Origin of the sequence: Microbulbifer taiwanensis, from assembly GCF_014904815.1 — a bacterium.
Classification (GTDB): Bacteria; Pseudomonadota; Gammaproteobacteria; order Pseudomonadales; family Cellvibrionaceae; genus Microbulbifer; species Microbulbifer taiwanensis.
This window is the reverse complement of the sequence record NZ_JACZFR010000013.1, coordinates 52887-77378: the sequence shown is the minus strand read 5'-3', so window position 1 is coordinate 77378 and position 24492 is coordinate 52887. Positions and strand designations below refer to the sequence as shown.

Here is a 24492-nt window from a genome sequence, read left to right as displayed (position 1 = left end):
CAAGGTACCGAGCCACCTCCGTGGCCCGCAGAACGACATGGCTCCGATCCGACTTCCGGACACTGATCGCGGCCACGGGCCGCTCCTACAACAGGGTTTCCAGGGATTTCCTTACCAGCTACCAGTGGCGACGAATTTCTCGATGGCGGCCTTGAAGGCGGCGTCGATTTCGTCGTTGTAATTGCCGGTGCTGTTCACCTTCTCCATCAGCTCTGCGTGTTCGCTGTTCATGTAAGCGAGCAGGGCGGATTCGAAGTCGAGCACCTTGGCGACTTCCACGTCTTTCAGGTAACCCTTGTCGGCGGCGTAAACGGAAACAGCCATGTCCGCGATGGACAGCGGCGAGTACTGCTTCTGCTTCATCAGCTCGGTAACGCGCTCACCGTGGTCCAGCTGGGCCTTGGTGGCCTCGTCCAGGTCGGAGGCAAACTGGGAGAAGGCCGCCAGTTCGCGGTACTGGGCCAGGGCAGTACGGATACCGCCAGACAGCTTCTTGATCACCTTGGTCTGGGCCGCACCACCCACGCGGGATACGGAGATACCCGGGTTGATGGCCGGGCGCACACCGGCGTTGAACAGATCCGTCTCGAGGAAGATCTGGCCGTCGGTAATGGAGATCACGTTGGTCGGTACAAACGCGGATACGTCGCCGGCCTGGGTCTCGATGATCGGCAGGGCGGTCAGGGAGCCGGTCTTGCCTTTCACTTCACCGTTGGTGAATTTCTCGACGTAGTCGGCGTTGACGCGCGCGGCGCGCTCCAGCAGACGGGAGTGCAGGTAGAAGACGTCACCCGGGTAGGCTTCGCGGCCCGGCGGGCGCTTCAGCAGCAGGGAGATCTGGCGGTAGGCCCAGGCCTGCTTGGTCAGGTCGTCGTAGATGATCAGGGCATCTTCCGCGGGGCCGGGGACGCCCCCGCCTTGGGCCCCGCGGCGGTGGGGGGCCGGGACCTGCGGGGGGGCGGGGCCGGCGGCGCCTGCGGCAACCACGATGGTGTGGTCCATGGCGCCGTGCTCTTCCAGCTTGCGCACCACGTTGGCGATGGAGGACTGCTTCTGGCCCACGGCAACATAGATACACTTAATGCCGGTGCCTTTCTGGTTGATGATGGCGTCGATGGCCACCGCGGTCTTACCGATCTGGCGGTCGCCGATGATCAGCTCGCGCTGGCCGCGGCCGATCGGGATCATGGTGTCGATCGCCTTCAGACCGGTCTGTACCGGCTGGTCAACAGACTGACGAGCGATAACGCCGGGCGCTACTTTTTCCACCGCGTCGGTCAGTTTGTTGTTCAGCGGGCCCTTGCCGTCGATCGGGTTGCCCAGTGCGTCCACTACGCGGCCCAGCAGTTCCGGGCCCACCGGGGTCTCCAGAATGCGGCCGGTGCAACGGCACTTCTGGCCTTCGGCCAGGGATTTGTAGTCGCCCAGGATAACCGCGCCCACGGAGTCGCGCTCCAGGTTCAGCGCCATACCGTAGATGCCGCCCTCGAACTCGATCATCTCACCGTACATCACGTCGGCCAGGCCGTGGATGCGGATGATGCCGTCGGAAACGGATACGATGGTGCCCTCGTTCTGGGCCTGGGTGCTCACATCGAGACTCTCGATGCGGCTCTTGATGATTTCACTGATCTCGGAGGGATTCAGTTGCTGCATGCTCTGTTCCTCGAATTCCCGGCAGACCTGTCGGTGTGCCGGGAAGGTAATTTAGGAGTTCATCGCCTCGGCGAGCTTGGCCAGTCGGCCGCGCACAGTGCCATCGATGACAGTGTCACCAGCGCGAATGATCGCGCCGCCAAGCAGACTCGCGTCCACCGAGCTGTGCAGGTGCACTTCCCGTTCAAACTTCTTGCTGAGCGCCTGGGTCAACTGCTGCGCCTGCGCGTCACTTAGGGCACGCGCGGCTACAACTTCCACATCCAGGGTGGCTTCCGCCTGCGCCTTCAGCTCTTCAAACAGCGTGGAGATTTCCGGCAACAGCTGCAGGCGGTGATTTTCCGCCAGCAGCCGGATAAAGTTTTTACCGGAATCGCTGAGATCGTCTGAACAGATCGACAGGAATTTGTCTGCGCGCTCGTCGCTGGTGAGCTGCGGATTCTCCAGCAGCTCACGCACTTTTTCGCTCTGGCTGACCGCCGCCGCAGTGGCCAGCGCAGCGCCCCAACCTTTCAGGTCGGAGGCTTGCTGCGCATAGCTGAATGCCGCTTTGGCGTAGGGCCGGGCCAGGGTGCTGAGTTCCGCCATGGGGTTCCTCGCTTACAGCTCGGCTGCCAGTTTTTCGATCAGGTCGTCGTGCACCTTGGCATCGATATTGACCGACAGGATCTTCTCCGCACCGGCAACAGACAGGGCGGCCACACGGCTGCGCAGCTGTTCCTTGGCGCGGTTCACTTCCTGGTCAATTTCTGCCTTGGCCGCCGCCTTCAGGCGATCGCCCTCGGCGTGTGCGGCCTGCTTGGCTTCATCGACAATCTGGTTGGCGCGCTTGTTGGCGCCGTCAATGATTTCTGCGGCCTGTTCTTTGGCTTCCTTCAGCTGGTCAGCGGCCTTGCGGCGCGCCAGCTCCAGGTCCTTGCCTGCGCGCTCGGCCTCTTCGAGACCGGTGGCGATTTTCTTCTCGCGCTCCTGCATCACGCCCAGCAGCGGTGGCCAGACGAACTTCCAGCAGAACCAGACGAAAAACAGAAACGTAATCGACTGGCCGATTAGAGTCAGGTTGATATTCACACCGACACCTCTTGCTCTTTGCTCTTCATAAAAAAAGAACTTTGGGGGTTAAGGGCAATTGGAACGGTGTAATTACGCCAGACCAGGAGCTACGGCGAAGATCAGGTACATGGCGATACCAACACCGATCATCGGAACGGCGTCGAGCAGGCCCGCCATCAGGAACATTTTGCCCTGCAGAGCCGGAGCCTGTTCCGGCTGACGCGCAGAACCTTCCAGCAGCTTGCCGCCCAGGGTGCCAAAACCGATGGCAGTACCCAGTGCGCCCAGACCGATCAGCAGAGCCGCCGCGATGTAAACCAGACCTAATGCTTCCATTGTTTTCTCCAAATTAAAGGTTGAGAGTTGTTGTAAAGGTTGAGTAAAGGGTTAAACGTACAAAAACTTATTGATCGTGCTCATGCTCTTCGTCGCGATGGTGCGCCATGGCCATGTACACGGTGGTCAGCACCATGAACACAAACGCCTGAAGCGTGATTACCAGCACGTGGAAGATGGCCCAGCCCATATGCATCAGCGCCGCACCGAGGAAACCGAGTACACCGACACCGAATACGATCGCGATCAGGATAAAGATCATCTCGCCCGCGTAGAGGTTGCCGAACAGACGCAGGCCGAGGGAGATGGGCTTGGCGATCAGGGATACCGCTTCCAGCAGGAAGTTGAACGGGATCAGCAGAATATCGAAGTACCACTTGCCGGTGTGGAAGGGGTGCAGGGTCAGCTCCTTGATAAAGCCGATGGGCCCCTTTTCCTTAATGCTGAAGAAGATCATCAGTGCGAATACCGCCAGGGCCATACCCAGGGTGGCATTGGGGTCGGTGGTCGGCACGACTTTGAAGAAGAGGTGATCGTTGCCGGACACCTTGGCCGCGGCCATCGGCAGCCAGTCCACCGGAATCAGGTCCATCAGGTTCATCAGGAAGACCCACACGAAAATGGTCAGCGCCATGGGGGCGACCATGGCATTGCGGTGCGGGAAGGTCTCCTTGACCAGCTTGTCGATGAAATCAGTGACCAGCTCGACGAAGCTCTGGAAGCCACCAGGCACGCCCGGAGTTGCCTTTCTGGCGGCGCGGGCAAACAGGAAGCAGAACAGCAGGCCCAGGCCGACGGACCAGCCGAGGGTATCCAGGTGGACAGCCCAGAAGCCCATATCCGTCGCTTCCTGCGAGGAGTGGGCCAGGGTCCAGGTGGGTTCGGACAGAACTGTACCGTCGGCGCGGGTGTAGCCCGCCGGCAGCTTGCCGTACGCCATGTTCTGCAGGTGGTGTTGGATATAATCCGTAGCGGTCTGAGCTTCGCCTGCCATAGTTCCTCAACAATCGTAAAAGTATGAATTCTTTTCTGCGCCGGTCTGCGGAGCCTTCCTTTCAATAAAGGGCTTCAACGCACCAGGCGCGCTACCAGTACCCACTGCACGATTACGCAGAGGCCGTAGCTGACAAACAGGGCCGCCGGGTTCAGCGGTTTTACCATCGCGAACACCGCGGCAAAGCCCACCAGGGTGAGTAGGAACTTGCCCGTTTCTCCACGGTAGAAGTTCTGCAGTACCCGATCCGCCGCCCGCGCGCCGCGTTCACGCGGACCGCCCTGAAAGGCGCGCAGGCCGAAATATGCATTCGGCAGCGCACACAGGGCGCCGCCGATCACTACGGAGAGCGCCACTACCGGCCTGCCACTAAAGTGCAATACCGCACCCGCCACCGATACCAGCACCAGCTGTACCGCGGCTATTACTAACACCGGGGGTTTTGTCATAGGTGGGACAAGCCGACCCAGATTGCTCAGGTTATTGTGCGCTTTCCGCCCAATTTTTGGGCGTGCGAATTATAGGAGCAACCGCATCGCCGGTTCAACCGGCAAATGTCGCCAAGTTGTTTAAATTTCGATGGTTTTTTCCGGCAAATAGTCGGCGTAGTAAGTATTCGCCAACCGGGACTTTGCGCGCCAAAAAGGCGCATGTTTTTCCCGCTCCGGGGCGGATAAGGTCAGTCCTCGCTGTAACCCAGGTGGGCGAGAATGCCGTCCAGCTCATCCAGGCTGCTGTACTTGAGTACCAGCTTGCCGACTCCCCTGTCGTTGTGGTCGATCGACACCGGTACGCCGATCTTATCCGCCAGGCGCTCGGTCAGGCGACGGATATTCGGATCCTCCTTGGGCTTGGCCGGACTCGGGTTTTGCGCCTGCTGCTGCAGGCGGCGCACCAGCGCCTCCGTCTGGCGCACCGTCAGGCCGCGCTCGACCACCTGGCGCGCGGTGGCGCGCTGGGTCTCACCGGCGAGGCCGAGCAGGGCCTTGGCGTGGCCCAGTTCCAGGTCGCCGCGCTCGAGGAAAGTGCGCACCTCTTCGGTCAGGCTCAACAAGCGCAACAGGTTGGTCACCGCACTGCGGGACTTGCCCACCGCGTCGGCCACTTCCTGCTGGGTCAGCTGGAACTCGTCCTGCAGGCGCTTGAGTGCCGCGGCCTCCTCGATGGGATTCAGGTCTTCGCGCTGAATATTCTCGATCAGCGCCATGGCGATGGCGGCCTCGTCCGGCACCTCGCGCACCAGCGCCGGCACCCGGTCCAGCTCCGCCAGCTGTGCGGCGCGCCAGCGGCGCTCACCGGCGATGATTTCATACTTTTGCTCGCCGACCGGGCGCACCACGATCGGCTGCATGATGCCCTGGGCGCGGATGGAGTCGGCCAGCTCCTGCAGGGACTCCTGCGGGAAGTCGCGGCGCGGCTGGTAGCGGCCACGCTGCAGGAACTCGATCGGCAGTTCGCGCAGTTCGCCGTCCCCGGCCTTGGCTGCGCCCTCGCCGGTAGCGACGGCGATGGCTTCGCTGGCGTTGTCACTGATCAGGTGGGAAAGGCCCCGGCCCAGGCCCTTGCGTTTGGCGGCCATATAATTACCTCTTAAACCGCTTCCGCCACAGGGCGGTTGGAACTCTGGTTGGCGGCGTGGCGACGGGTCATTTCACCGGCCAGCGCCAGGTAGGCGATGGCGCCCTTGGAGTGGCGGTCGTATTCCAGTGCCGGCTTGCCGAAACTGGGCGCCTCCGCCAGGCGCACATTGCGCGGAATGCAGGTGCGGTAGAGGCGCTCGCCAAAGTACTCGGACAACTGTTCGGACACGTCGCTGGTCAGGCTGTTGCGCGGGTCGTACATGGTGCGCAGTATGCCCTCGATCTTCAGCTCCGGGTTGGCGGCGCGCTGAATCTGGGTGATGGTGTCGATCAGCGCCGACAACCCCTCCAGCGCATAGTATTCGCACTGCATTGGGATCAGTACGCCGTGGGCGGCACAGAGAGCGTTGACCGTCAGCATATTCAGGGATGGCGGGCAGTCGACGACGATATAGTCGTATTCGCCACCGATTTCGCGCAGGGCGCGGCGCAGGCGTGACTCGCGGCCGTCCATCTCCAGCAGCTCCACCTCGGCGGCGGACAGGTCGCCGTTGGCGGGCATCAGGTCATAGCCGCTTTGTGTGGCGACTATCGCCTTGCGCGCCGGCAGATCGGTGGCCAGCACATCGTAGCTGGACAGCTGCAGCTCGCTCTTGTCCACGCCGCTGCCCATGGTGGCATTGCCCTGGGGGTCGAGGTCGATCAGAAGAACCCGGCGCTTGTTGGCGACCAGGGATGCGGCCAGGTTGACGCAGGTGGTGGTCTTGCCCACGCCACCTTTCTGGTTGGCCACAGCAAATATCTTGCTCAAGGTACTTGTCCTTTGTTCTCCCGAAAAGCGCTCTCCCCGATGCTTTTCGAGTTTCGCCGCGGAAAGCCGGCATCAATGGGCACTCTTCTCCTTGATCAGGGAGTGCGCTGGTCTTGCAAAAACTGATTCTCAAATGCGGGATCTACGCCAGGCTGTCGCGGGCCTCTTTTGCTTTGGGCCGTCGCGTCAGGCATCGCGGCAGAGAACGATAAGGTGGCGATCCGCGTCGCAACCCGGTACAGACAGGGGGTGCACCCGCTCGACCTTAATCCCTTTTGGAAGTGCGCTCAACTCATCTTCCGGCAGCTTGCCCTTCATAGCGTAAAATCTACCGGTGCGAGTTAGCAAGTGCTCACTTCCGCGCACCATATCCTCGATGGAAGCGAAGGCCCTCGAAACCACTCCGGCGAACTTCTGTGCCGGCTCGAACTCCTCCACCCGCTCGTTGACCACCTGCACGTTGGGCAGGGGCAGGGTGCTGGCCACCTGGAACAGGAAGCGGGTCTTCTTGCCGTTGCTGTCGAGCAGGGTGATCCGCCGCTCAGGGTGCACTATCGCCAGCGGAATGCCGGGCAGGCCACCGCCGCTGCCGACATCGATCAACGGGTCTGTGTCATGGCCGCACAGGTTCACCACGCTCAGGCTGTCGATGATATGCCGCTCGAGCATCTGCTGCGGGTCGCGGATGGCCGACAGGTTGTAGGCGGCGTTCCAGCGGGCGAATAGCGCCAGGTATTCCAGCAGTTTGTCCTGTTGGCCGACACTCAGATCGAGCGACAGCTTCGCGGCCGCTTCGAGGAGACGCGGGCGGAATTCTTCCATCTGCAGAGAAATTGCGGGATCCCCCGGTTATTGGCGCGCCGTGCGCACCGATTAAACGGCTTTTTTGCGCGTCAGCAGTCCGCGCTTTTTCAACTGTATCAACAGCAGCGACACGGCCGCCGGAGTCACCCCGGGAATACGCGACGCGCGCGCGAGCGTATCTGGGCGGGTATCGCCGAGCTTCTGCTTCACCTCACTGGAGAGGCCGGACACCTCGCTGTAATCGAAGTCCGCCGGTATCGGCGTGTCCTCATAGGCCTGCAGCCGCTCGATCTCCTCGCGCTGACGATCGATATAGCCGGCGTACTTGGCGGATATTTCCACCTGCTCGGCTACCCGCTCGTCCTGCACCGTCTCGCCTTTCAGCGACGCCACATCGGCGTAACCGAGTTCCGGGCGGCGCAACAGGTCCATCAGGCTGTATTCCCGCGCCAGCGGCTGCGGCAGTTTGGTCTCGACGGCGGCGGCCTGAGGCGTCTGCGGGTGTACCCAGGTGTCGCGCAGCCGCTGCTCTTCGAGTGCAATGGCCTCGCGCTTGGCGCTGAAGGCGGCCCAGCGAGTGTCGTCGACCAGTCCCAGCTCGCGGCCCTTTTCGGTCAGGCGCAGGTCGGCATTGTCCTCGCGCAGCAGCAGCCGGTACTCGGCGCGGCTGGTGAACATGCGGTAGGGCTCCCTGGTACCGCTGGTGATCAGGTCGTCCACCAGCACGCCCAGGTAGGCCTCGTCGCGGCGCGGCGACCAGGCGTCGCGCTCCTGCGCCTGCAGTGCCGCGTTGGCACCGGCCAACAGCCCCTGGGCCGCGGCCTCCTCGTAACCGGTGGTGCCGTTGATCTGGCCGGCGAAGTAGAGCCCCTGAATGAATTTGGTTTCCAGCGAAGGCAGCAGGTCGCGGGGATCGAAGAAATCGTATTCGATGGCGTAGCCGGGTCGGGTGATATGCGCCCGCTCGAAGCCCCTGATCGAGTGCACCAGCGCAATCTGCACGTCGAAGGGCAGGCTGGTGGAGATACCGTTGGGGTAGAGCTCGTTGGTGGTCAGCCCCTCCGGCTCGATAAAGATCTGGTGGCTGTCCTTGTCGGCAAAGCGGTGCACCTTGTCCTCGATGGACGGGCAGTAGCGCGGACCTATGCCCTCGATCACACCGGAGTACATCGGCGATCGGTCCAGGCCGCCGCGGATCACCTCGTGGGTACGGCCATTGGTATGGGTGATCCAGCAGCAAACCTGGCGCGGGTGCTGATCGCGCGAGCCCAGGTAGGACATGACCGGCGTCGGCGTGTCGCCCCACTGCTCCTCGAGGCCGGAGAAATCCACCGAGCGGGCATCGATACGCGGCGGCGTGCCGGTTTTCAGTCGTTCGACCCGGAAGGGCAGCTCGCGCAGCCGCTCGGCCAGGGCAATGGACGGTGGATCCCCGGCGCGGCCGCCGGAATGGCTGTCGAGGCCGATATGGATACGGCCGCCGAGAAAGGTGCCGGCGGTGATCACCACCGTCCTGGCGCGGAAGCGCACGCCGGCGTTGGTGACCACGCCGACGACCCGCTCCCCCTCGACGATCAGGTCGTCGGCGGCCTGCTGGAATATCTCCAGGTTCTGCTGCCGCTCCAGAATCGAGCGGATCGCGGACCTGTAAAGGGCGCGGTCCGCCTGGGCGCGGGTGGCGCGCACCGCCGGGCCCTTGCGCGCATTGAGCACGCGGAACTGAATGCCGCCAAGATCCGTGGCCTCGGCCATGGCTCCGCCGAGGGCGTCCACTTCCTTGACCAGGTGGCTCTTGCCGATACCGCCGATGGCCGGATTACAGGACATCTGCCCCAGCGTCTCTATGTTATGGGTCAACAGCAGGGTCGAGGCGCCCATGCGCGCGGCCGCGAGGGAGGCCTCGGTGCCGGCGTGGCCGCCGCCGATCACTATCACGTCATAGGTTTTGGGGAAATCCATAGCTGTTGCCACAGGCGGTAAAAGAGGGCGCACATTTTATAGGCAGTTGGCAGTTTTCAGCAAATGGCGCCTGCCGGATTTTGCCTGATCAAACTATAGGGCGATCGGGATCTTTTCGCGCCCCTGTCAAGATCGGAGAAACCCCGTTTCTCTTTTACTAACTAATTAACTTATACATTCCTTGTATAGGTAGTGTTTTTGTATTGGTTGTTGTTATTAGGGCAGCCTCATTTTCGGTATAACTCCAGTAAATCATTTAAAATCAGTGGTTTACAGTCGGTGACAGACTGCTGATAACCCCTGTGCCGGGACAGGGGCAACCGCGGTAGGAGCCTGTGGATCAACGGGATAACTTTGCCCGGTATCGGTTGGCGCCAAAGTTATTCCCGTTTCGTCTCTCAGTTCTTCGCGCGGTTACCCCCATTTTTATCCACATGCAGTGGCGGGGGCCTTTTGCTGTTGGCGTTGGTTGGAGTTTTGCGGGGACTGCCTGTGTATAAAACTCCCGTTCTGGATATGTCTGTGAGTAGCTGTGCGCAACTTTTGTGGTTAGCTGGTGGGTTTGCCGGTACGAAATAGCGTCCGCGTCTCGCTGTCCCGGAGCGGCGCTTGCGGTGGGGTGTTGGAAAAGTGGGAGGAGGGGAGATCCGCCAGGGGATCTCCGCGGGGAGGAAGCGGTTATTTGCCGATGCAGAAACTGCCGAAGATCTTGCCGAGCAGTTCATCTGCGCTGACGGCGCCGGTAATTTCTCCCAGTGCCTGCTGGGCCTGGCGCAAGTCTTCCGCCAGTAGCTCGCCGGCGCCGCTGGCATGCAACTGGGCGGTGCCCTGTTCGATAAAGGCGCGCGCCCGGGCCAGGGCCTCCAGGTGGCGGCGGCGGGCGCTGAAATTGCCTTCGGCGGCGCCGCTGTAGCCCATACACTGTTTCAGGTGTTCTTTCAGCGCCTCCAGTCCGGCGCCGGTTCTGGCGCTGATGGCCAGCACCGGCACGCCGTCGGTGTGGGCCTGCAGGCCGGCACTGTAGTCGGTCAGGTCAATCTTGTTCAGCACCAGGGTCAGTTTTTCCGGGTCGGGCAGTTGAGCCGTGAACTCCGGCCAGGCCTGTTCCGGATCCAGTGAGCGGGCCTGCTGCGCATCCACCAGCAGCAGGACCCTGTCCGCGTGGCGTATTTCCTCCCAGGCGCGCTCTATACCGATCTGCTCGACCCTGTCCGGGGCGTCGCGCAGACCCGCGGTGTCGGCGAACTGCAGCGGCATACCGTCGATATCGATATGTTCGCGCAGTATGTCCCGGGTGGTGCCGGCGATATCGGTGACTATGGCGGCGTCGCGGCCGGCGAGGGCGTTCAGCAGGCTGGACTTGCCGGCGTTGGGGCGACCGGCGATGGCGACTCGCATCCCCTCGCGCATAAGGCTGCCCTGGCGCGCCTGGGCCTCCACCGCAGTCAGCTGTGACAGCAGGGCGCTCAGATCGGCGGAAACCTTGCCGTCGGCGAGGAAATCGATTTCTTCTTCAGGAAAATCGATGGATGCTTCGACGTAGATACGCAGATGCGTCAGATTTTCAACCAAATCTTCGATTTTTTCGGAGAATACCCCCTGCAGTGAGCGTATGGCATTGCGCGCCGCCTGGGCGCTGCCGGCGTCGATCAGGTCCGCAATCGCCTCTGCCTGGGCCAGATCCATCTTGTCGTTGAGGTAGGCGCGCTCGGAAAACTCGCCGGGGCGGGCCTGACGCGCGCCCAGGTGGATGGCGGCGTGTAGCAGCTGGTCGAGGATCACCGGGCCGCCGTGTCCCTGCAGTTCCACCACGTCCTCGCCGGTAAAGGAACTGGGGCCGGGAAAGAAGAGGGCGATGCCCTGGTCGATCAGCTGTTCGCCGTGGAAAAAGTCGCGGTAGTGGGCCTGGCGCGGTGTCAGCTCGCGCCCGCCGCAGATGTCATGGGCTATTTCCGGGGCCCTGGGTCCGGAGAGGCGGATAACGCCGATACCGCCGCGGCCCGGCGCTGTGGCTACGGCGGCGATGGTGTCGCGATTGGGGTTTGACTGGTTCATTGGCTGAGTTTACTCGAGGCTAATGCAAAGGGGCCGCAAATGCGGCCCCTTTGTTGTTCTTTTAAATGGCTGGTATCAGACCTTGCCGGCATCCACCTGTTTGTTGATATACCAGGTCTGCGCAATGGTGATCAGGTTGTTGGCGATCCAGTAAAGCACCAGGCCGGCCGGGAACCAGAGGAAGAAGAAGGTCATCATCACCGGCATCAGTTGCATGATGCGCGCCTGGGTCGGGTCGGTCGGCTGCGGGTTCAGCTTCTGCATAAACCACATGGAGGCGCCCATCAGTACCGGCAGGATAAAGTAGGGGTCCTTCGCAGACAGGTCGTGGATCCACAGTATCCAGGGCGCGTGGCGGAGTTCGACTGTCTCGGTGAGCATCCAGTAGAGAGCGATAAACACCGGCATCTGCAGCAGTATCGGCAGGCAGCCGCCCATCGGGTTGATCTTCTCGCGGCGGTAGAGCTTCATGGTCTCTTCCGCCAGCTTCTGCCGGTTGTCCTTGTACTGTTCCTGCAGCTTCTTCATCTGTGGCGCGAACTTGCGCATGCGCGCCATGGATTTGGTACCGGCGGCAGAGAGCGGGAACAGCAGTGCCTTGATAAACACCGTCAGCAGGATGATGGCCCAGCCCCAGTTACTGACGATATGCTCCTGGATAAAGTGCAGCACGCGGAACAGTGGCTTGGCGATCCACCAGAGCCAGCCGTAGTCGACGGTCAGGTCCAGGTAGGGGGATATCTCCTCCAGGCGGTAGACATCCTTTGGCCCCGCATAAAAGGAGGCGCTCAGTTCGCCCTGGGTGGCGGCGGGAATCTGCACCTGCGGCGAGGTGAATCCCATGCGGAAGAGCCCGTTGGACAACTCCCTCAGCTCGAATGTATTGCGCTCGTCCTGGGGGGGCACCCAGGCGCTGAGGAAGTAGTGCTGCACCATGGCCACCCAGCCGCCCTCGACGGATTCGCGGGTGGGTTTTTCGGCGATGTCCTCGAAATCCTGCTTGAAGTAATTTTCTTCACTGGTGTGAATTGCGGCACCGAGGAAGGGCGAAACGCCGATACCGGTATCCACCGGCGGCTCGCGGTCGTCGCGCTTGATCTGGCCGAACATGGCCGCTGACCAGGGGGTATCGCCGGTGTTGTCTACCAGGTAGGAAACCTTGATCAGGTAGTCGCCCCTGTTAAAGGTAAAACGCTTGGTGATATTGGCGCCCTGCTGCTGAAGGGTCAGGTCCACGGTCAGGGCGTCTTTGCCCTCGCTCAGTGCATATTGTGTCTGCGCAACGGTGAACAGCGGGCGGCCGGCGGCGCTGTCGGTACCGTTCTGGCCGATCAGGCCGCTCTGGGCGATATAGGTGTGGTCGCGGGTCTGGTTCAGCAGGATCAGCGGGCGGTCCGGACTGTGCAGTTCTTCCTCAAACTTGCGCAGTGCCACCTTGACGATATCGCCGCCGCGGGGATCGATCAGCAGCTCGAACACATCGGTGGTCACGCTGATCAGCTGGCGTCCGGTTTTTTGCTCGCCCTGGTCGCTGCCGGTCTGGGACTGCAGCTGCGGAACGTCGCTGTCGCCGGTATTGGCGTGCGGAGTCGTTTCGGTGCCCCGGCTTTCACTGCGAATGACTGTCTCGCGGTCCAGTGCCGGGGTGTGCTGCTCTTTGAATTCATTCCACTGGAATATCAGTGCCAGAACAACTGCGACTATGCCGCCCAGCAGCGTATAGCGTTGCCAATCCATCTTGTTACCTAGAAGTGATTTTTTGTCGGGCGGGTGGGACTGGGTCCATACCGCCGGGGTGCCAGGGGTGGCATTTTATAAGGCGCCGCCCGCTTAAATAACCCCCCTTTAAGAATCCGTGGGTTTTTAATGCCTCTTCCGCATAATGGGAACAGCTGGGGTAAAAGCGGCACTGGTTGCCGACCCAGGGGCTGGCCAGGTAGCGGTAGAGGTGTATCAGCTTGATCGCCAGGCGGGTCACGGCTTGTTCTTCGCCGGAGGTTGCGGCTGCTGGGCGCGGTTTGCCAGTTTGCGCCACAGCTTGTTCAACAATCTGGCCAGTGCGGCCTTGTCCAGTTCCGCCAAGCCGGGGCGCGCGAGAACGACGGCGTCGAGGGCCGGCAATTCGTGTTGGCGCAGGCGGAAGGTCTCGCGGGCAATGCGCTTGATACGATTGCGGTCGCTGGCGTTGCGGACGTGCTTCTTGGCGATAACCAGACCCAGGCGCGGGTGGTCGAGATCGTTGCGGCAGGCGAGAATCAGGAGATTGGGGTGCGCGGCGCGTACCTGTTGTTTGGCGGTGAAGACCGCACGGTACTGCGCCGCGCTCAACAGGCGCAGCGGCTTGGCAAATCCGAAGTCGCTGCGCGCCTGTTGCATAGAGATGCTGCCGATAGAGGCGGGAATCTTATGCGGACAGTACTTTGCGACCTTTGGCGCGGCGACGGGCGAGGATCTTGCGACCGTTCTTGGTGGCCATGCGGGCGCGGAAACCGTGGGTGCGCTTGCGCTTCAAGTTGCTGGGTTGAAAAGTGCGTTTCATTGTCTTGCTACCTGAGACTTTGGATTCGGAAAATCTTGGGCTTCCCCTGCGGGGTTGGGCCCGGCCGCGGCCTGGACTCCGATGCCGGTACTGGCCCGGTGCAGACGGAGCAATGCGCTGCGAAGGCGGCGGATTGTATAGAAAGGCACCAGCGAAATCAACGCGCGGCGCCGGGAAATTGGCGATTAAGTGGCGCCCGCTGCACTAACTTTGGCCGCCGCCGCGCCAAGTGGTTGAGGGGACGGCAGTATTTCTTTCTGCCCACCGATTGATCCCAAGATACCCACAAGAAGCTGTGGATAACCCGCCATCCCCGGAGCGCCCTTCCTGGTTATTTTATGTGCAAGTCTTTGATTGTTGGGCACTTTTCTGCGGTTTTTTTTCAACAATAGCCGCGCTCCTTGTGGATAACCCGGCGGCGCAAAGGTATACTCCCCCGATCTTGTCGATGGCCCCGGGCACCAGGTGGAGCGCCGGTTTCGCCGTCCTTATATTCCGGGTCTTTTTTTGGGGTTTAGGGGGTTTCTTGTCTGAATCCGTTTGGAAGCAGTGTGCCACCTGTTTGCAGGATGAGCTGCCGGCACAGCAGTTCAATACCTGGATCAGGCCGCTGCGTGTCAGTCCTGCGTGTGCCGCGGGGGAGTTGCGCCTGTTGGCTCCCAACCGCTTTGTGCTGGACTGGGTCGGGGACAAGTTTCTCAACCGTATTCACGAGTTGGTACACCAGTGCTCCGGCGAGCAGCCGCTGCAGGTGGTGCTCGATATCACCGAGCGGCGCCCGGCGCGCTTCCAGCGCAGTCGCGCCGCCACGGCGGCGGTACAGCCGCCCCCCCAGCCAGTTTCCCGCAACAGCTTTGGCGGCTCCCAGCGGACGCCCCATCCGGCTGCCGCGGAAGAGGCGACTGCCGACCAGATAACCAGCGGTGAGCTGGCCCTGACCGACCTGCGTGCACCGCCCGCGCAGCGACCGGCACCCGAGCCGGCGCGCAATGTCGAGGTGGAGGGCGCCATCAAACACGGCAGCTCCCTGAATCGCAATTTTACCTTTAAGTCCTTCGTCGAGGGCAAGTCCAACCAGCTGGGCCTGGCTGCCGCGCAGCAGATTGCCGACAACCCCGGGGGGGCTTACAACCCCCTCTTTATTTACGGTGGTGTCGGCCTGGGCAAGACCCACCTGATGCACGCGGTGGGCAATGCGCTTCTGGAGCGCAACCCCAATGCCAAGGTGGTCTACCTGCACTCGGAGCGCTTTGTCGCCGATATGGTCAAGGCGCTGCAGCTGAATGCGATCAGCGATTTCAAGCGCTACTACCGCTCGGTTGACGCGTTGCTGATTGACGATATCCAGTTTTTCGCCGGCAAGGAGCGCTCCCAGGAGGAGTTCTTCCACACCTTCAACGCATTGCTCGAGGGCGGTCAGCAGATAATCCTCACCTGCGATCGCTACCCGAAGGAGATCGACGGCCTCGAGGAGCGCCTAAAGTCCCGCTTCGGTTGGGGCCTGACGGTGGCGGTGGAGCCGCCGGAGCTGGAGACGCGGGTGGCCATATTGATGAAAAAGGCGGAGCAGGTGGGCGTGGACCTGCCCCACGATTCCGCTTTCTTTATAGCCCAGCGTATCCGCTCCAATGTGCGCGAGCTGGAGGGCGCCCTGCGCCGGGTCATCGCCAATGCCCAGTTCACCGGGCGACCTATCGACGATCTGCTGGTGCGCGAGGCGCTGAAAGACCTGTTGGCACTGCAGGATCGACTGGTCAGTGTGGACAATATCCAGCGTGTGGTGGCCGAGTATTACAAGATCAAGGTGGCGGACCTGCTCTCCAAGCGCCGCAGCCGCTCCGTGGCGAGGCCGCGCCAGGTGGCCATGTCCCTGGCCAAGGAGCTGACCAATCACAGTCTGCCGGAAATCGGCGACGCATTTGGCGGGCGCGATCACACCACGGTGCTGCACGCCTGCCGTAAGATTCGCGAGTTACAGGAGTCGGACGCGGATATCCGCGAGGACGTGAAGTTGCTGACCCGCTCGCTCACAACCTGATGGTTGCCGCAACTGAAGAATAGAGATTCGGACAACCGACGATTAACCGATAGAAAAGTAAGGCGAAACTACCGATGAAATTCAATGTGAGCCGGGACGCCCTTTTGAAGCCGCTGCAACTGGTCGCCGGTGTGGTTGAGAAGCGCCAGACACTACCGGTGCTGGCCAATGTGCTGATGCAGCTGCAGGGGCAGGAGTTGTCCCTCACCGGCACCGATCTGGAAGTCGAGATAGTCGGCCGCCTGCCGGTGGACGGAGTGGAGATGGAGGGCGAGGTAACGGTACCGGCGCGCAAGCTGCTGGATATCTGCCGCTCCCTGCCGGATGGTGCTGAGCTGAAGTTTGAGCGCGACGGCGAACGCCTGGTGTTGCGCAGCGGCCGCAGCCGTTTCCAGCTTTCCACCCTGCCGGCAGCGGATTTCCCCAATCAGGAGGAGACCAGTGCGCAGACCCGCTTTGCCATTTCCCAGCGCGAGATACGCCGCCTGATAGAGGCCACCGGTTTCGCCATGGCCCAGCAGGACGTGCGCTACTACCTGAACGGCCTGCTGCTGGAGTGCCGCCCGCAACAGCTGCGCGCCGTGGCCACCGACGGCCACCGTCTGGCGCTGTGCGACCGCGACGCGCCGGGCCTGAATGTGGAGTCGCCGATTCAGGCGATAGTGCCGCGCAAGGGTGTGCTGGAGTTGGGGCGCCTGCTGGATGACACCGATGCCCAGGCAGAGGTGGTGCTCGGCAACAACCATATCCGTGTGATCAGCGGCCAGTTTACCTTCACTTCCAAGCTGGTGGACGGCAAGTTTCCGGATTATGAGCGGGTGCTGCCGCGCGCCACCGGCAATGAGATCTTTGCCGACCGCCAGGCTCTGCGCCAGGCTTTCTCCCGCGCCGCCATCCTTTCCAACGAGAAGTATCGCGGTGTGCGCCTGCAGGTTTCCGAGGGGCTGTTGCAGATTGTCGCCAATAACCCCGAGCAGGAGGAGGCGGAAGAACAGCTGGTGGTCGACTATGTCGGTGAGCCCCTGGAGATAGGTTTCAACGTCTCCTATCTGCTGGATGTGACCGGTGCCATTCACAGCGACCAGATCCGTATCGGGCTGGCAGACGCTAACAGCAGCGCGCTGCTGCAGCAGCCGGAAGAGGGCGATGCTGTCTATGTGATTATGCCGATGCGCCTGTGACCACCGTCAGTGCCCGTCCCCCAGCGCTATAGCCACACCCGTAGCCCAGCTGCCGCCCCGAGGGGGGCGGCAGTCTGTATATATCGGGCCTCTGCGGCCCGATCGCTTTCCGCGGGGCTTTGATCTTGGCCCTGACCCACCTCTCCCTGAGTCATTTTCGCAATATCGCCTCCGCCGAACTGGATTTGACTACCGGGGTGAACGTTTTCTGTGGTTCCAACGGCAGCGGTAAAACCTCCCTGCTGGAGGCGGTCCATATGCTCGCCACCGGTCGCTCCTTCCGTTCCCGCCAGCACAAATCGGTAATTCAGCAGGGGGCTGGCGGATTGACCGTGTTTGCCCAGCTGGACAGTGGTTATAGCCTCGGCGTGGAGCGGCTCAGCGACGGCAGCGGACGCATCCGTATCAATCGAGCGCCGGCAGAGTCCAGTTCTCAGCTGGCCAGCTGCCTGCCGTTGCAGGTGATCAATAGTGACAGTTTCTCGGCCCTGGATGGGGGACCCGGCGTGCGTCGTCGCCTGTTGGACTGGACAGTGTTCCACGTGGAACATTCCTTCGCGCAGGCGTGGAAAAACTATCAATCGGCACTGCGGCAGCGAAATGCGCTGCTGCGCCGTGGTAAAATTACCCCCGATTTGCTCTCTGTCTGGGAGCAGAGGCTCGCTGAGAGTGGTAATAGCGTAGACCGTTTGCGTTTTGCCCTGTTTGAGCAGCTGCGAGCCGTGATGACACTGCTGCTCGATGAGCTGCCCCAGGCCTTGCGGCAGTCTCCGCTGGCCGGAGTAGAGGTATCCTACCGCCGCGGCTGGCGTCGGGAGCAGGACCTGCAGGCGGCGCTGGAGGAGTCCCGTGAGGGCGACCTGGCCCAGGGCCATACAAGGATCGGGCCGCACAGGGCGGACCTGCGTTTTTCCGTCGGTGGTGAAGGGGCGCAAAGTATCCTATCCCGCGGACAGCAGAAGATGCTGGTCTGCGCGCTGCGCACCGCCATGGCGGTGCTGGTGTGCCGGCATGGCGACAAACCGGTTTTTCTGGTGGACGACCTGCCGTCAGAACTGGATGCAAACAATCAGGAGCTGTTCGCCCACTGGGTGAGCCGCTGTGCCAGCCAGGTGCTGGTGACCGGAATCGAGGCGGAGACCACCAGTCGACCCTGGCTGCGGCTGCCGTCTCCCTGGAATTGCCCGCGAATGTTCCACGTGGAACATGGGTGTATCAGCGTCGAGCCATCGTCGGCCGCGCAATAAGTAGAATGGAGCGAGTAAATGTCAGAGCAGCAGAGCTATGACTCCAGCAGTATCAAGGTGTTGAAAGGCCTGGACGCAGTGCGCAAGCGCCCGGGAATGTATATCGGCGACACAGACGACGGCACCGGCCTGCACCATATGGTCTTCGAAGTGGTGGACAACTCCATCGACGAAGCGCTGGCGGGGCACTGCGACGAGATTCGCGTGACCATCCATCCGGATGAGTCGATCTCGGTATCCGACAATGGTCGCGGTATTCCCACCGAGCTGCACCCGGAAGAGGGCGTCTCCGCTGCCGAGGTGATCATGACAGTGCTCCACGCCGGCGGTAAGTTCGACGATAATACCTACAAGGTTTCCGGCGGCCTGCACGGGGTAGGCGTTTCCGTCGTCAACGCCCTTTCCGAGGAGCTGAAACTGACCATTCGTCGCGGTGGCAACGTACACGAGCAGATCTACCGCGGCGGCGTGCCCCAGGCGCCACTGGCCATAGTCGGCGATACGGACAGCACCGGCACCACCGTGCACTTCAAGCCGTCCGCCGACACCTTTACCAATATCGAATTCCACTTCGATGTCCTCGCCAAGCGCCTGCGCGAGCTGTCCTTCCTGAATTCCGGCGTGCGTATCTTGCTGAAAGATGAGCGCAGCGGTAAGGAGGAGATCTACGAGTACGAGGGCGGATTGAGTGCCTTCGTCGAGTTCCTGAACCTGAACAAGACGCCGATCAACAAGGTTTTACACTTCCAGAGTCAGCGCGAAGACGGTATTGCGGTGGAAGTGGCCCTGCAGTGGAATGACAGCTTCCAGGAAAACATCTTCTGCTACACCAACAATATCCCGCAGCGCGACGGCGGCACCCACCTGGCTGGCTTCCGCGCCGCCCTGACCCGCGGTCTGAACAACTACATAGAGAAGGAAGGGGTGGGCAAAAAGGACAAAGTCAGCACCACCGGTGACGATGCCCGCGAGGGCCTGACTGCCATCATCTCGGTCAAGGTGCCTGACCCGAAGTTCTCCTCCCAGACCAAGGACAAACTGGTGTCCTCGGAGGTGAAGCCGGCCGTGGAGCAGGAGATGGGGCACCATTTCAACGACTACCTGCTGGAGAACCCACAGGAGGCCAAGGCGGTGGTCGGCAAGATGATCGATGCCGCCCGCGCCCGCGAAGCAGCGCGCAAGGCGCGCGAGATGACCCGGCGCAAGGGCGCCCTGGATATCGCCGGTCTGCCGGGCAAGCTGGCAGACTGCCAGGAGAAGGATCCGGCCAAGTCCGAACTCTACCTGGTGGAGGGTGACTCCGCCGGCGGTTCCGCCAAACAGGGGCGCGACCGCCGCACCCAGGCGATACTGCCGCTGAAGGGCAAGATTCTGAATGTGGAAAAGGCGCGCTTCGACAAGATGTTGTCCAGTGCCGAAGTGGGTACCCTGATTACCGCCCTGGGCTGTGGTATCGGCAAGAGTGAGTTCGACCCGGACAAGCTGCGCTACCATCACATCATCATCATGACCGATGCCGATGTGGACGGCGCCCATATCCGCACCCTGCTGCTGACCTTCTTCTTCCGCCAGATGCCGGAGCTGATCGAGCGGGGTCATATCTATATCGCCCAGCCACCACTGTACAAGGTCAGCAAGGGCAAGCAGGAGCAGTACCTGAAGGACGAGGCGGCCCTGACCCAGTTCCTGACCAACGCCGCCCTCGAGGGCGCCAGCCTGTTCGTCAATCCCGAGGCCCCCGGCCTTTCTGGCGAGTCCCTGGAGAATCTGGTGGGTGAGTACCGCGCAGTACTGGCCACCATCGACCGGCTATCCCGCGTCTATCCGGAAGAGGTGCTGCGCAGCATGATCTACCTGCCAAGCCTGGGTGTAGAAGACCTGCAGTCGCGGGACAGGATGGAGACCTGGTGCGTCGCCCTACAGGAAAAGCTGGAGGAAGAGGAGGGCAACGGCGGCGGTCGTCGCCACCAGGTCAGTGTGCAGGAAAATACCGAGCGCGGCCTCTTCCTGCCGCATATTCACGTCGTCGCCCACGGTGTTGGCAGCGATTACCAGTTCAGCCATGAATTCTTCGAATCCGCCGAGTACGGTGCCATCTGCAGGCTAGGCGAGAAGATGGTGGACCTGTTGGAAGAGGGCGCCTTTATACAGCGTGGCGAGAAGAGGCAACCGGTTGTCAGCTTTCCCGAGGCGCTGGAATGGCTGATGAACGAGAGCCGTCGCGGCTACGGCATTCAGCGCTACAAGGGGCTGGGGGAGATGAACCCGGAACAGCTGTGGGAGACCACCATGAATGCGGAGAGCCGCCGCATGCTGCAGGTCACCGTGGAGGATGCCATAGCAGCGGACCAGATCTTCACCACCCTGATGGGTGACCAGGTGGAGCCGCGCCGCGACTTTATCGAGAGCAATGCGCTGGCGGTGGAGAACCTGGACGTGTAAATCCGCTTGTCTGCCAGATCCCCAAAAAAACGGCCGCATCTGCGGCCGTTTTGTCATTCAGTGGCTGGGCGGGTGAGCTACTTCTCCAGCAGCAGACCGCACTCGCGGTGCTCTTCGCCCTTGGTCGGGTCGAAGTAGACGTCGTTGTCCGGCAACTCGTTCTCGTACACATACTCCTCCACATCCAGCTCGCTGAGGTGGAACATGGGCGCGACGCGAATGGTGCCGTGATTGCCCTTGGTGAAGACATTCAGGTTCTTGCGGTGGGCGTTCTGGTCGTGGCGGATACCGTTCAGCCACACGTCCGGCTTAAGGTCCTGCATTGCGCGGTTGAAGGGCTCCAGCTTGACAGTGCGCGAGAAGAAATCGTGCTCCGGCGTATCCAGGGGCGGAATACCGCCGTAGACGGCGTTGTAGTGGGCCGCGGACATCTTTGGCGAGTAGGTGAAGAGGTTCAGCTCCAGCTCCCGGATCACCCGCTCGATATGGCGATAGGTTTCCGGGGTGTTGTAGCCGTGGTCCACCCAGATCACCGGAATATCCGGCTTGGCGCGGGTCACCAGGTGCAGGAAGGCCACCGCCAGGGGGCGAAAATTGGTGAAGACCACCGGATTCTCCGCCTGCTCGATGGTGAACTGCATTATCTCGCTCGGCTTGGCATCGCGGAAACGCTGGTTCAGCGCCTCCAGGTCTGCACCGTGATGAAAGGTGCGCGCCGGGTAGGAGCGGATGGCGGTGTTGCTGGCGTTAAGTCCCATAAAAACTCAAGGCGTTGGATCAGTAGGGTGAAAAGCATGCTAACCCCTGTCGCCGCAACAGAGAAACAATAAAAAGAAGTGATTCCATAAGCTAAGGTTATAAGTCGACCGGCACATCACGGCCGGATGGCGGCTGTGCCGTGCTCAGAGTGCACTGCCGCCATAGCGCATCAACAGGCGATTCTGCCCCGCCCCGCGGCACGGCCGCCGCTCCACCTCGACAAACCCGTGCTGCTGCAGGAAGTAGCGCGCACCCAGGTTCTCCTGCAACACAGAGGTCTGCAACTGCGCTCTGTCGCGCTTGACCGCCTCCATCAGCGCACTGCCGACACCGCGCCCGGTAACCACGGGGCTGACACAGAGACACTGCAGCCAGTCACCATGGCTCACTACGGCAAAGCCCTTGGCCATCTCCTCCCCGGCATCCACGTAAACCAGACTGCAGTCCGCCCGGCGCCAGCGCAGGATCGCCTGTGCCGCGCGACCGCGCCAGTAGTGCCGCGGCACCGCCGGGTGGGCGCTGCTCATCGCATAGAGCCACAACTGCTCCAGTCTCTCCAGGTCCGCATGCTCTGTTGTTCGAATCATATCTGCACCGTTAGTGAGCACTTGCGCACAATGCTAGTCCGCACAACACACCACTCCTAATCTGTACCAGATCAGGGTGGGTGCCTTCCGAGCTCATAAGAGGGTGAGGCTGACCAGGTTCGGACGCGCCATCAGCGTAAAGATTTGTAATGCAGAAACTTTCATTAATGATAAAATACAATCATTCTCATTAATAAATTCAATCAAGTAACCCCAATCTAATAATGCAAGGAGCATCCATGAAATCTTTCTCCCTGTCGCCTCTCGCCCTGGCCCTGGCTGCCGCGGCGGCTGCACCGGTTATTGCCCAGGAAAGCGAAACGCAACTGGAAACAATCTCCGTGATCGGCGACGCCGAGACCATTGCCGAGTTGCCCGGTTCGGCGCACCTGATCGACGCGGATCAACTGGCCAGGTTCGAGTTCGTCGATATCAACCGCATGGTGCGCTCGGTACCGGGTGTCTACATCACTGAGGAGGACGGCTACGGCCTGCGCCCGAATATCGGTATACGCGGTGCCAGCGGCGGCCGCTCCGGCAAGATCTCGCTGATGGAAGACGGTGTGCTGATAGCCCCGGCGCCTTACTCTGCACCCGAGGCCTACTACTCCCCCACCGCGGGCCGTCTCGAAGGTATCGAAGTACTGAAGGGTCCGGGCACCTTGAAGTACGGTCCCTTCACCGTCGGCGGCGCGGTCAATATGCTGAGCACACCGATCCCGCAAGCCGCTGAGGGCATGGTGCAGCTGGAGGCCGGCCAGTTCGGCGAGAACCGCCTGCACAGCTACTACGGCGCCAGCACCGAAAACACCGGCTGGTTGCTGGAAACCCACCAGCAGCGGGCCGACGGTTTCCGCGATATCGACCGCGCCGACAGCGCCGATATTGCCAAGGAAGACTACCTGCTCAAGGGGCGCATCAACTCGGCTGCTGACGCCACCTATCGCCAGCAGCTGGATATCAAATTGCAGTACTCCGAAGAGGAGTCCGGCATGAGCTACCTGGGCCTGACCGACGCCGACTTCGACCGCGACCCGAATCGCCGCTACGGCATCTCCGCCGAAGACGAGATGCAGAACCGCCACAGCACTGTGCAGCTGAACCACAGCATCCAGCTGAGCGACAGCTTCACCCTGAACACCCAGGCCTACTACAACAAGTTCAAGCGCGACTGGTTCAAGGCCAGCGAAGGCGACCTGATCGCCGCTGCCAACGGTGGCGACACCTTCGCCCAGGCGGTACTGGATGGCGAGGCGGACTACGACTTCGGCATCAAGCACAATAACCGCCAGTATGAGGCGCGTGGCCTGCAGGTCAGCGGTGACTGGCAGCTGGCCACCGGCGGTGTTTCCCACGAACTGACCGTGGGCCTGCGCAGCCACTGGGACGAGGTGGACCGCTACCAGCCGACGGAGAACTACCAGCAGATCGACGGCCAGCTGTCGTTTGTCGACAAGTCACTGCCCAATGCCAGCAACAACCGAGTCGGCGAGGCGAACGCGACCTCCTTCTTTATCTACGACGATATCCAGCTGTCGGAACAGCTGACGCTGACCGCCACGCTGCGCTACGAGGACGTGGAACTCAGCGAACAGCGCTACGACGACCCAGAGCGCACCATCAAGGGCGCAAAAGCGGAAAACCAGGTGGATGAGTGGCTGCCGGGTCTGGGCCTGGTCTATGACGTCAGCGAAACGTGGAGTCTGCTGGCCGGTGTGCACCGCGGCTTCGCCCCTCCCGGCGCCGGCTCCCAGGACGGTTTCGGCCCGGAACTATCCACCAACTACGAGTGGGGCGCGCGCTTCAATGGCGGCAACCTGTTCGGCGAAGTGATCGCCTTCTTCAGCGATTATGAGAATGCGGTGCAGAACTGCTCCGTGGCCGTGCCCTGCGACAATGGCGCAGACAGCGGCACCTTCCAGTTGGGTGAGGCGGAAATCAAGGGGCTGGAGGCGTCCTTCGGTACTGAGTGGGCGCTCACAAATGGCTGGAATATGCCGCTGCGCGCCAGTTACACCTATACGGACGCCGAGACCACCGAGGACAGCGACGACGGCGATAAACTGGCTGGCGACAACTTCGCCTACCTGCCGGAAAACGTCTTCGCCCTGTCCGCGAGCCTGGACAGCGGTGCCGCCTGGCGCGTCAACCTGACCGCCGCCTACCAGGACGAGATGTGTGTTAACACCGAGTGTAACCGCGGCGGCACCGATCGCTTCGACTACACCGAGTCCCTGTGGGTTTGGGACGCGGCCGCCCACTATGACTTCAGCCAGGATCTGAGTGCCTACCTGAAGGTGGACAACCTGTTCGACGAGCAGGTGATCGTCAACCGCGGTCCGGACGGCGCCCGCGCCAACCGCCCGCGCACCGCGACTCTGGGTATGAAGTTCGTCTTCTGATCCCTGTCGCCATAGGCAAACGAAAAAGGCCGCGGGCAGAACCCGCGGC

At 61.7% G+C, this 24492-nt stretch carries 22 protein-coding genes; 5 read left to right on the top strand and 17 right to left on the bottom strand.

Annotated elements, in window-relative coordinates:
- Positions 1-111 precede the first annotated feature (111 nt).
- The 15 genes from atpA to rpmH all read right to left on the bottom strand — a co-directional run bounded on the left by atpA (position 112) and on the right by rpmH (position 13787).
- Entirely contained in the window at positions 112-1656 is a 1545-nt protein-coding gene (atpA, locus tag IG627_RS05010) for a F0F1 ATP synthase subunit alpha (protein WP_193190593.1), read from the bottom strand.
- Positions 1657-1707: 51 nt separating this feature from the next.
- Positions 1708-2244, bottom strand: a complete 537-nt coding sequence (locus tag IG627_RS05005) for a F0F1 ATP synthase subunit delta (protein ID WP_193190591.1) — start codon at positions 2242-2244, stop codon at positions 1708-1710.
- 12 nt (positions 2245-2256) lie between these two features.
- Entirely contained in the window at positions 2257-2727 is a 471-nt protein-coding gene (locus tag IG627_RS05000) for a F0F1 ATP synthase subunit B (RefSeq protein ID WP_193190588.1), read from the bottom strand.
- Positions 2728-2799: 72 nt separating this feature from the next.
- Positions 2800-3045, bottom strand: coding sequence for a F0F1 ATP synthase subunit C (gene atpE, locus IG627_RS04995; RefSeq protein ID WP_193190586.1), 246 nt, complete (start codon positions 3043-3045; stop codon positions 2800-2802).
- Between the two features lie 67 nt (positions 3046-3112).
- Complete coding sequence (gene atpB, locus IG627_RS04990) at positions 3113-4039, bottom strand: F0F1 ATP synthase subunit A (RefSeq protein WP_193190585.1); 927 nt, start codon at positions 4037-4039, stop codon at positions 3113-3115.
- Positions 4040-4113: 74 nt separating this feature from the next.
- On the bottom strand, positions 4114-4473 hold the full coding sequence (locus IG627_RS04985) for an ATP synthase subunit I (RefSeq protein ID WP_319024503.1): 360 nt from the start codon (positions 4471-4473) through the stop codon (positions 4114-4116).
- A gap of 245 nt (positions 4474-4718) precedes the next feature.
- Positions 4719-5618 carry a ParB/RepB/Spo0J family partition protein gene (locus IG627_RS04980; RefSeq protein ID WP_193190581.1) on the bottom strand — a complete coding sequence of 300 codons (900 nt, stop codon included), beginning with the start codon at positions 5616-5618 and terminating at the stop codon, positions 4719-4721.
- A gap of 11 nt (positions 5619-5629) precedes the next feature.
- Positions 5630-6430, bottom strand: coding sequence for a ParA family protein (locus IG627_RS04975; protein ID WP_193190579.1), 801 nt, complete (start codon positions 6428-6430; stop codon positions 5630-5632).
- Between the two features lie 186 nt (positions 6431-6616).
- On the bottom strand, positions 6617-7252 hold the full coding sequence (gene rsmG, locus IG627_RS04970) for a 16S rRNA (guanine(527)-N(7))-methyltransferase RsmG (RefSeq protein ID WP_193190577.1): 636 nt from the start codon (positions 7250-7252) through the stop codon (positions 6617-6619).
- Between the two features lie 51 nt (positions 7253-7303).
- Positions 7304-9193, bottom strand: a complete 1890-nt coding sequence (gene mnmG, locus IG627_RS04965; RefSeq protein WP_193190575.1) for a tRNA uridine-5-carboxymethylaminomethyl(34) synthesis enzyme MnmG — start codon at positions 9191-9193, stop codon at positions 7304-7306.
- Between the two features lie 678 nt (positions 9194-9871).
- Positions 9872-11248 carry a tRNA uridine-5-carboxymethylaminomethyl(34) synthesis GTPase MnmE gene (mnmE, locus tag IG627_RS04960; RefSeq protein WP_193190573.1) on the bottom strand — a complete coding sequence of 459 codons (1377 nt, stop codon included), beginning with the start codon at positions 11246-11248 and terminating at the stop codon, positions 9872-9874.
- Between the two features lie 75 nt (positions 11249-11323).
- The gene (gene yidC / locus IG627_RS04955) at positions 11324-12985 is read right to left on the bottom strand and encodes a membrane protein insertase YidC (protein ID WP_193190571.1); all 1662 of its coding nucleotides are present in this window, start codon (positions 12983-12985) and stop codon (positions 11324-11326) included.
- A 4-nt stretch (positions 12986-12989) separates the two neighbouring features.
- Positions 12990-13226 carry a membrane protein insertion efficiency factor YidD gene (gene yidD / locus IG627_RS04950; RefSeq protein ID WP_319024502.1) on the bottom strand — a complete coding sequence of 79 codons (237 nt, stop codon included), beginning with the start codon at positions 13224-13226 and terminating at the stop codon, positions 12990-12992.
- Entirely contained in the window at positions 13223-13624 is a 402-nt protein-coding gene (gene rnpA, locus IG627_RS04945) for a ribonuclease P protein component (protein ID WP_193190568.1), read from the bottom strand. The genes yidD and rnpA overlap by 4 nt, the downstream gene beginning before the upstream one ends.
- Positions 13625-13652: 28 nt before the next feature.
- Complete coding sequence (gene rpmH / locus IG627_RS04940) at positions 13653-13787, bottom strand: 50S ribosomal protein L34 (RefSeq protein ID WP_020413885.1); 135 nt, start codon at positions 13785-13787, stop codon at positions 13653-13655.
- A gap of 526 nt (positions 13788-14313) precedes the next feature.
- On the opposite strand from rpmH, the gene dnaA reads away from it, so the two are divergent.
- The 4 genes from dnaA (at position 14314) to gyrB (ending at position 20695) form a co-directional block, all read left to right on the top strand.
- Positions 14314-15825, top strand: coding sequence for a chromosomal replication initiator protein DnaA (gene dnaA / locus IG627_RS04935; RefSeq protein WP_193190566.1), 1512 nt, complete (start codon positions 14314-14316; stop codon positions 15823-15825).
- Between the two features lie 74 nt (positions 15826-15899).
- Entirely contained in the window at positions 15900-17006 is a 1107-nt protein-coding gene (gene dnaN, locus IG627_RS04930; RefSeq protein ID WP_193190564.1) for a DNA polymerase III subunit beta, read from the top strand.
- 125 nt (positions 17007-17131) lie between these two features.
- On the top strand, positions 17132-18253 hold the full coding sequence (gene recF, locus IG627_RS04925) for a DNA replication/repair protein RecF (RefSeq protein WP_193190562.1): 1122 nt from the start codon (positions 17132-17134) through the stop codon (positions 18251-18253).
- A gap of 18 nt (positions 18254-18271) precedes the next feature.
- On the top strand, positions 18272-20695 hold the full coding sequence (gyrB, locus tag IG627_RS04920; protein WP_193190560.1) for a DNA topoisomerase (ATP-hydrolyzing) subunit B: 2424 nt from the start codon (positions 18272-18274) through the stop codon (positions 20693-20695).
- Positions 20696-20772: 77 nt separating this feature from the next.
- Here the strand turns inward: gyrB and IG627_RS04915 are convergent, their stop codons facing one another.
- Both IG627_RS04915 and IG627_RS04910 read right to left on the bottom strand, forming a co-directional pair.
- The gene (locus tag IG627_RS04915; RefSeq protein WP_193190558.1) at positions 20773-21453 is read right to left on the bottom strand and encodes a phosphoadenosine phosphosulfate reductase domain-containing protein; all 681 of its coding nucleotides are present in this window, start codon (positions 21451-21453) and stop codon (positions 20773-20775) included.
- Positions 21454-21597: 144 nt separating this feature from the next.
- Positions 21598-22041, bottom strand: coding sequence for a GNAT family N-acetyltransferase (locus IG627_RS04910; protein WP_193190556.1), 444 nt, complete (start codon positions 22039-22041; stop codon positions 21598-21600).
- A 239-nt stretch (positions 22042-22280) separates the two neighbouring features.
- On the opposite strand from IG627_RS04910, the gene IG627_RS04905 reads away from it, so the two are divergent.
- Positions 22281-24443, top strand: a complete 2163-nt coding sequence (locus IG627_RS04905; RefSeq protein ID WP_193190555.1) for a TonB-dependent receptor family protein — start codon at positions 22281-22283, stop codon at positions 24441-24443.
- The last annotated feature ends 49 nt before the right edge of the window (positions 24444-24492 follow it).

Coding starts and splice junctions, on each gene's coding strand:
- atpA (WP_193190593.1), bottom strand. CDS start 1,656: ATGCAGCAACTGAATCCCTCCGAGATCAGTGAAATCATCAAGAGCCGC.
- IG627_RS05005 (WP_193190591.1), bottom strand. CDS start 2,244: ATGGCGGAACTCAGCACCCTGGCCCGGCCCTACGCCAAAGCGGCATTC.
- atpE (WP_193190586.1), bottom strand. CDS start 3,045: ATGGAAGCATTAGGTCTGGTTTACATCGCGGCGGCTCTGCTGATCGGT.
- atpB (WP_193190585.1), bottom strand. CDS start 4,039: ATGGCAGGCGAAGCTCAGACCGCTACGGATTATATCCAACACCACCTG.
- IG627_RS04980 (WP_193190581.1), bottom strand. CDS start 5,618: ATGGCCGCCAAACGCAAGGGCCTGGGCCGGGGCCTTTCCCACCTGATC.
- rsmG (WP_193190577.1), bottom strand. CDS start 7,252: ATGGAAGAATTCCGCCCGCGTCTCCTCGAAGCGGCCGCGAAGCTGTCG.
- mnmG (WP_193190575.1), bottom strand. CDS start 9,193: ATGGATTTCCCCAAAACCTATGACGTGATAGTGATCGGCGGCGGCCAC.
- mnmE (WP_193190573.1), bottom strand. CDS start 11,248: ATGAACCAGTCAAACCCCAATCGCGACACCATCGCCGCCGTAGCCACA.
- yidC (WP_193190571.1), bottom strand. CDS start 12,985: ATGGATTGGCAACGCTATACGCTGCTGGGCGGCATAGTCGCAGTTGTT.
- rnpA (WP_193190568.1), bottom strand. CDS start 13,624: ATGCAACAGGCGCGCAGCGACTTCGGATTTGCCAAGCCGCTGCGCCTG.
- rpmH (WP_020413885.1), bottom strand. CDS start 13,787: ATGAAACGCACTTTTCAACCCAGCAACTTGAAGCGCAAGCGCACCCAC.
- dnaN (WP_193190564.1), top strand. CDS start 15,900: ATGAAATTCAATGTGAGCCGGGACGCCCTTTTGAAGCCGCTGCAACTG.
- gyrB (WP_193190560.1), top strand. CDS start 18,272: ATGTCAGAGCAGCAGAGCTATGACTCCAGCAGTATCAAGGTGTTGAAA.
- IG627_RS04915 (WP_193190558.1), bottom strand. CDS start 21,453: ATGGGACTTAACGCCAGCAACACCGCCATCCGCTCCTACCCGGCGCGC.
- IG627_RS04910 (WP_193190556.1), bottom strand. CDS start 22,041: ATGATTCGAACAACAGAGCATGCGGACCTGGAGAGACTGGAGCAGTTG.
- IG627_RS04905 (WP_193190555.1), top strand. CDS start 22,281: ATGAAATCTTTCTCCCTGTCGCCTCTCGCCCTGGCCCTGGCTGCCGCG.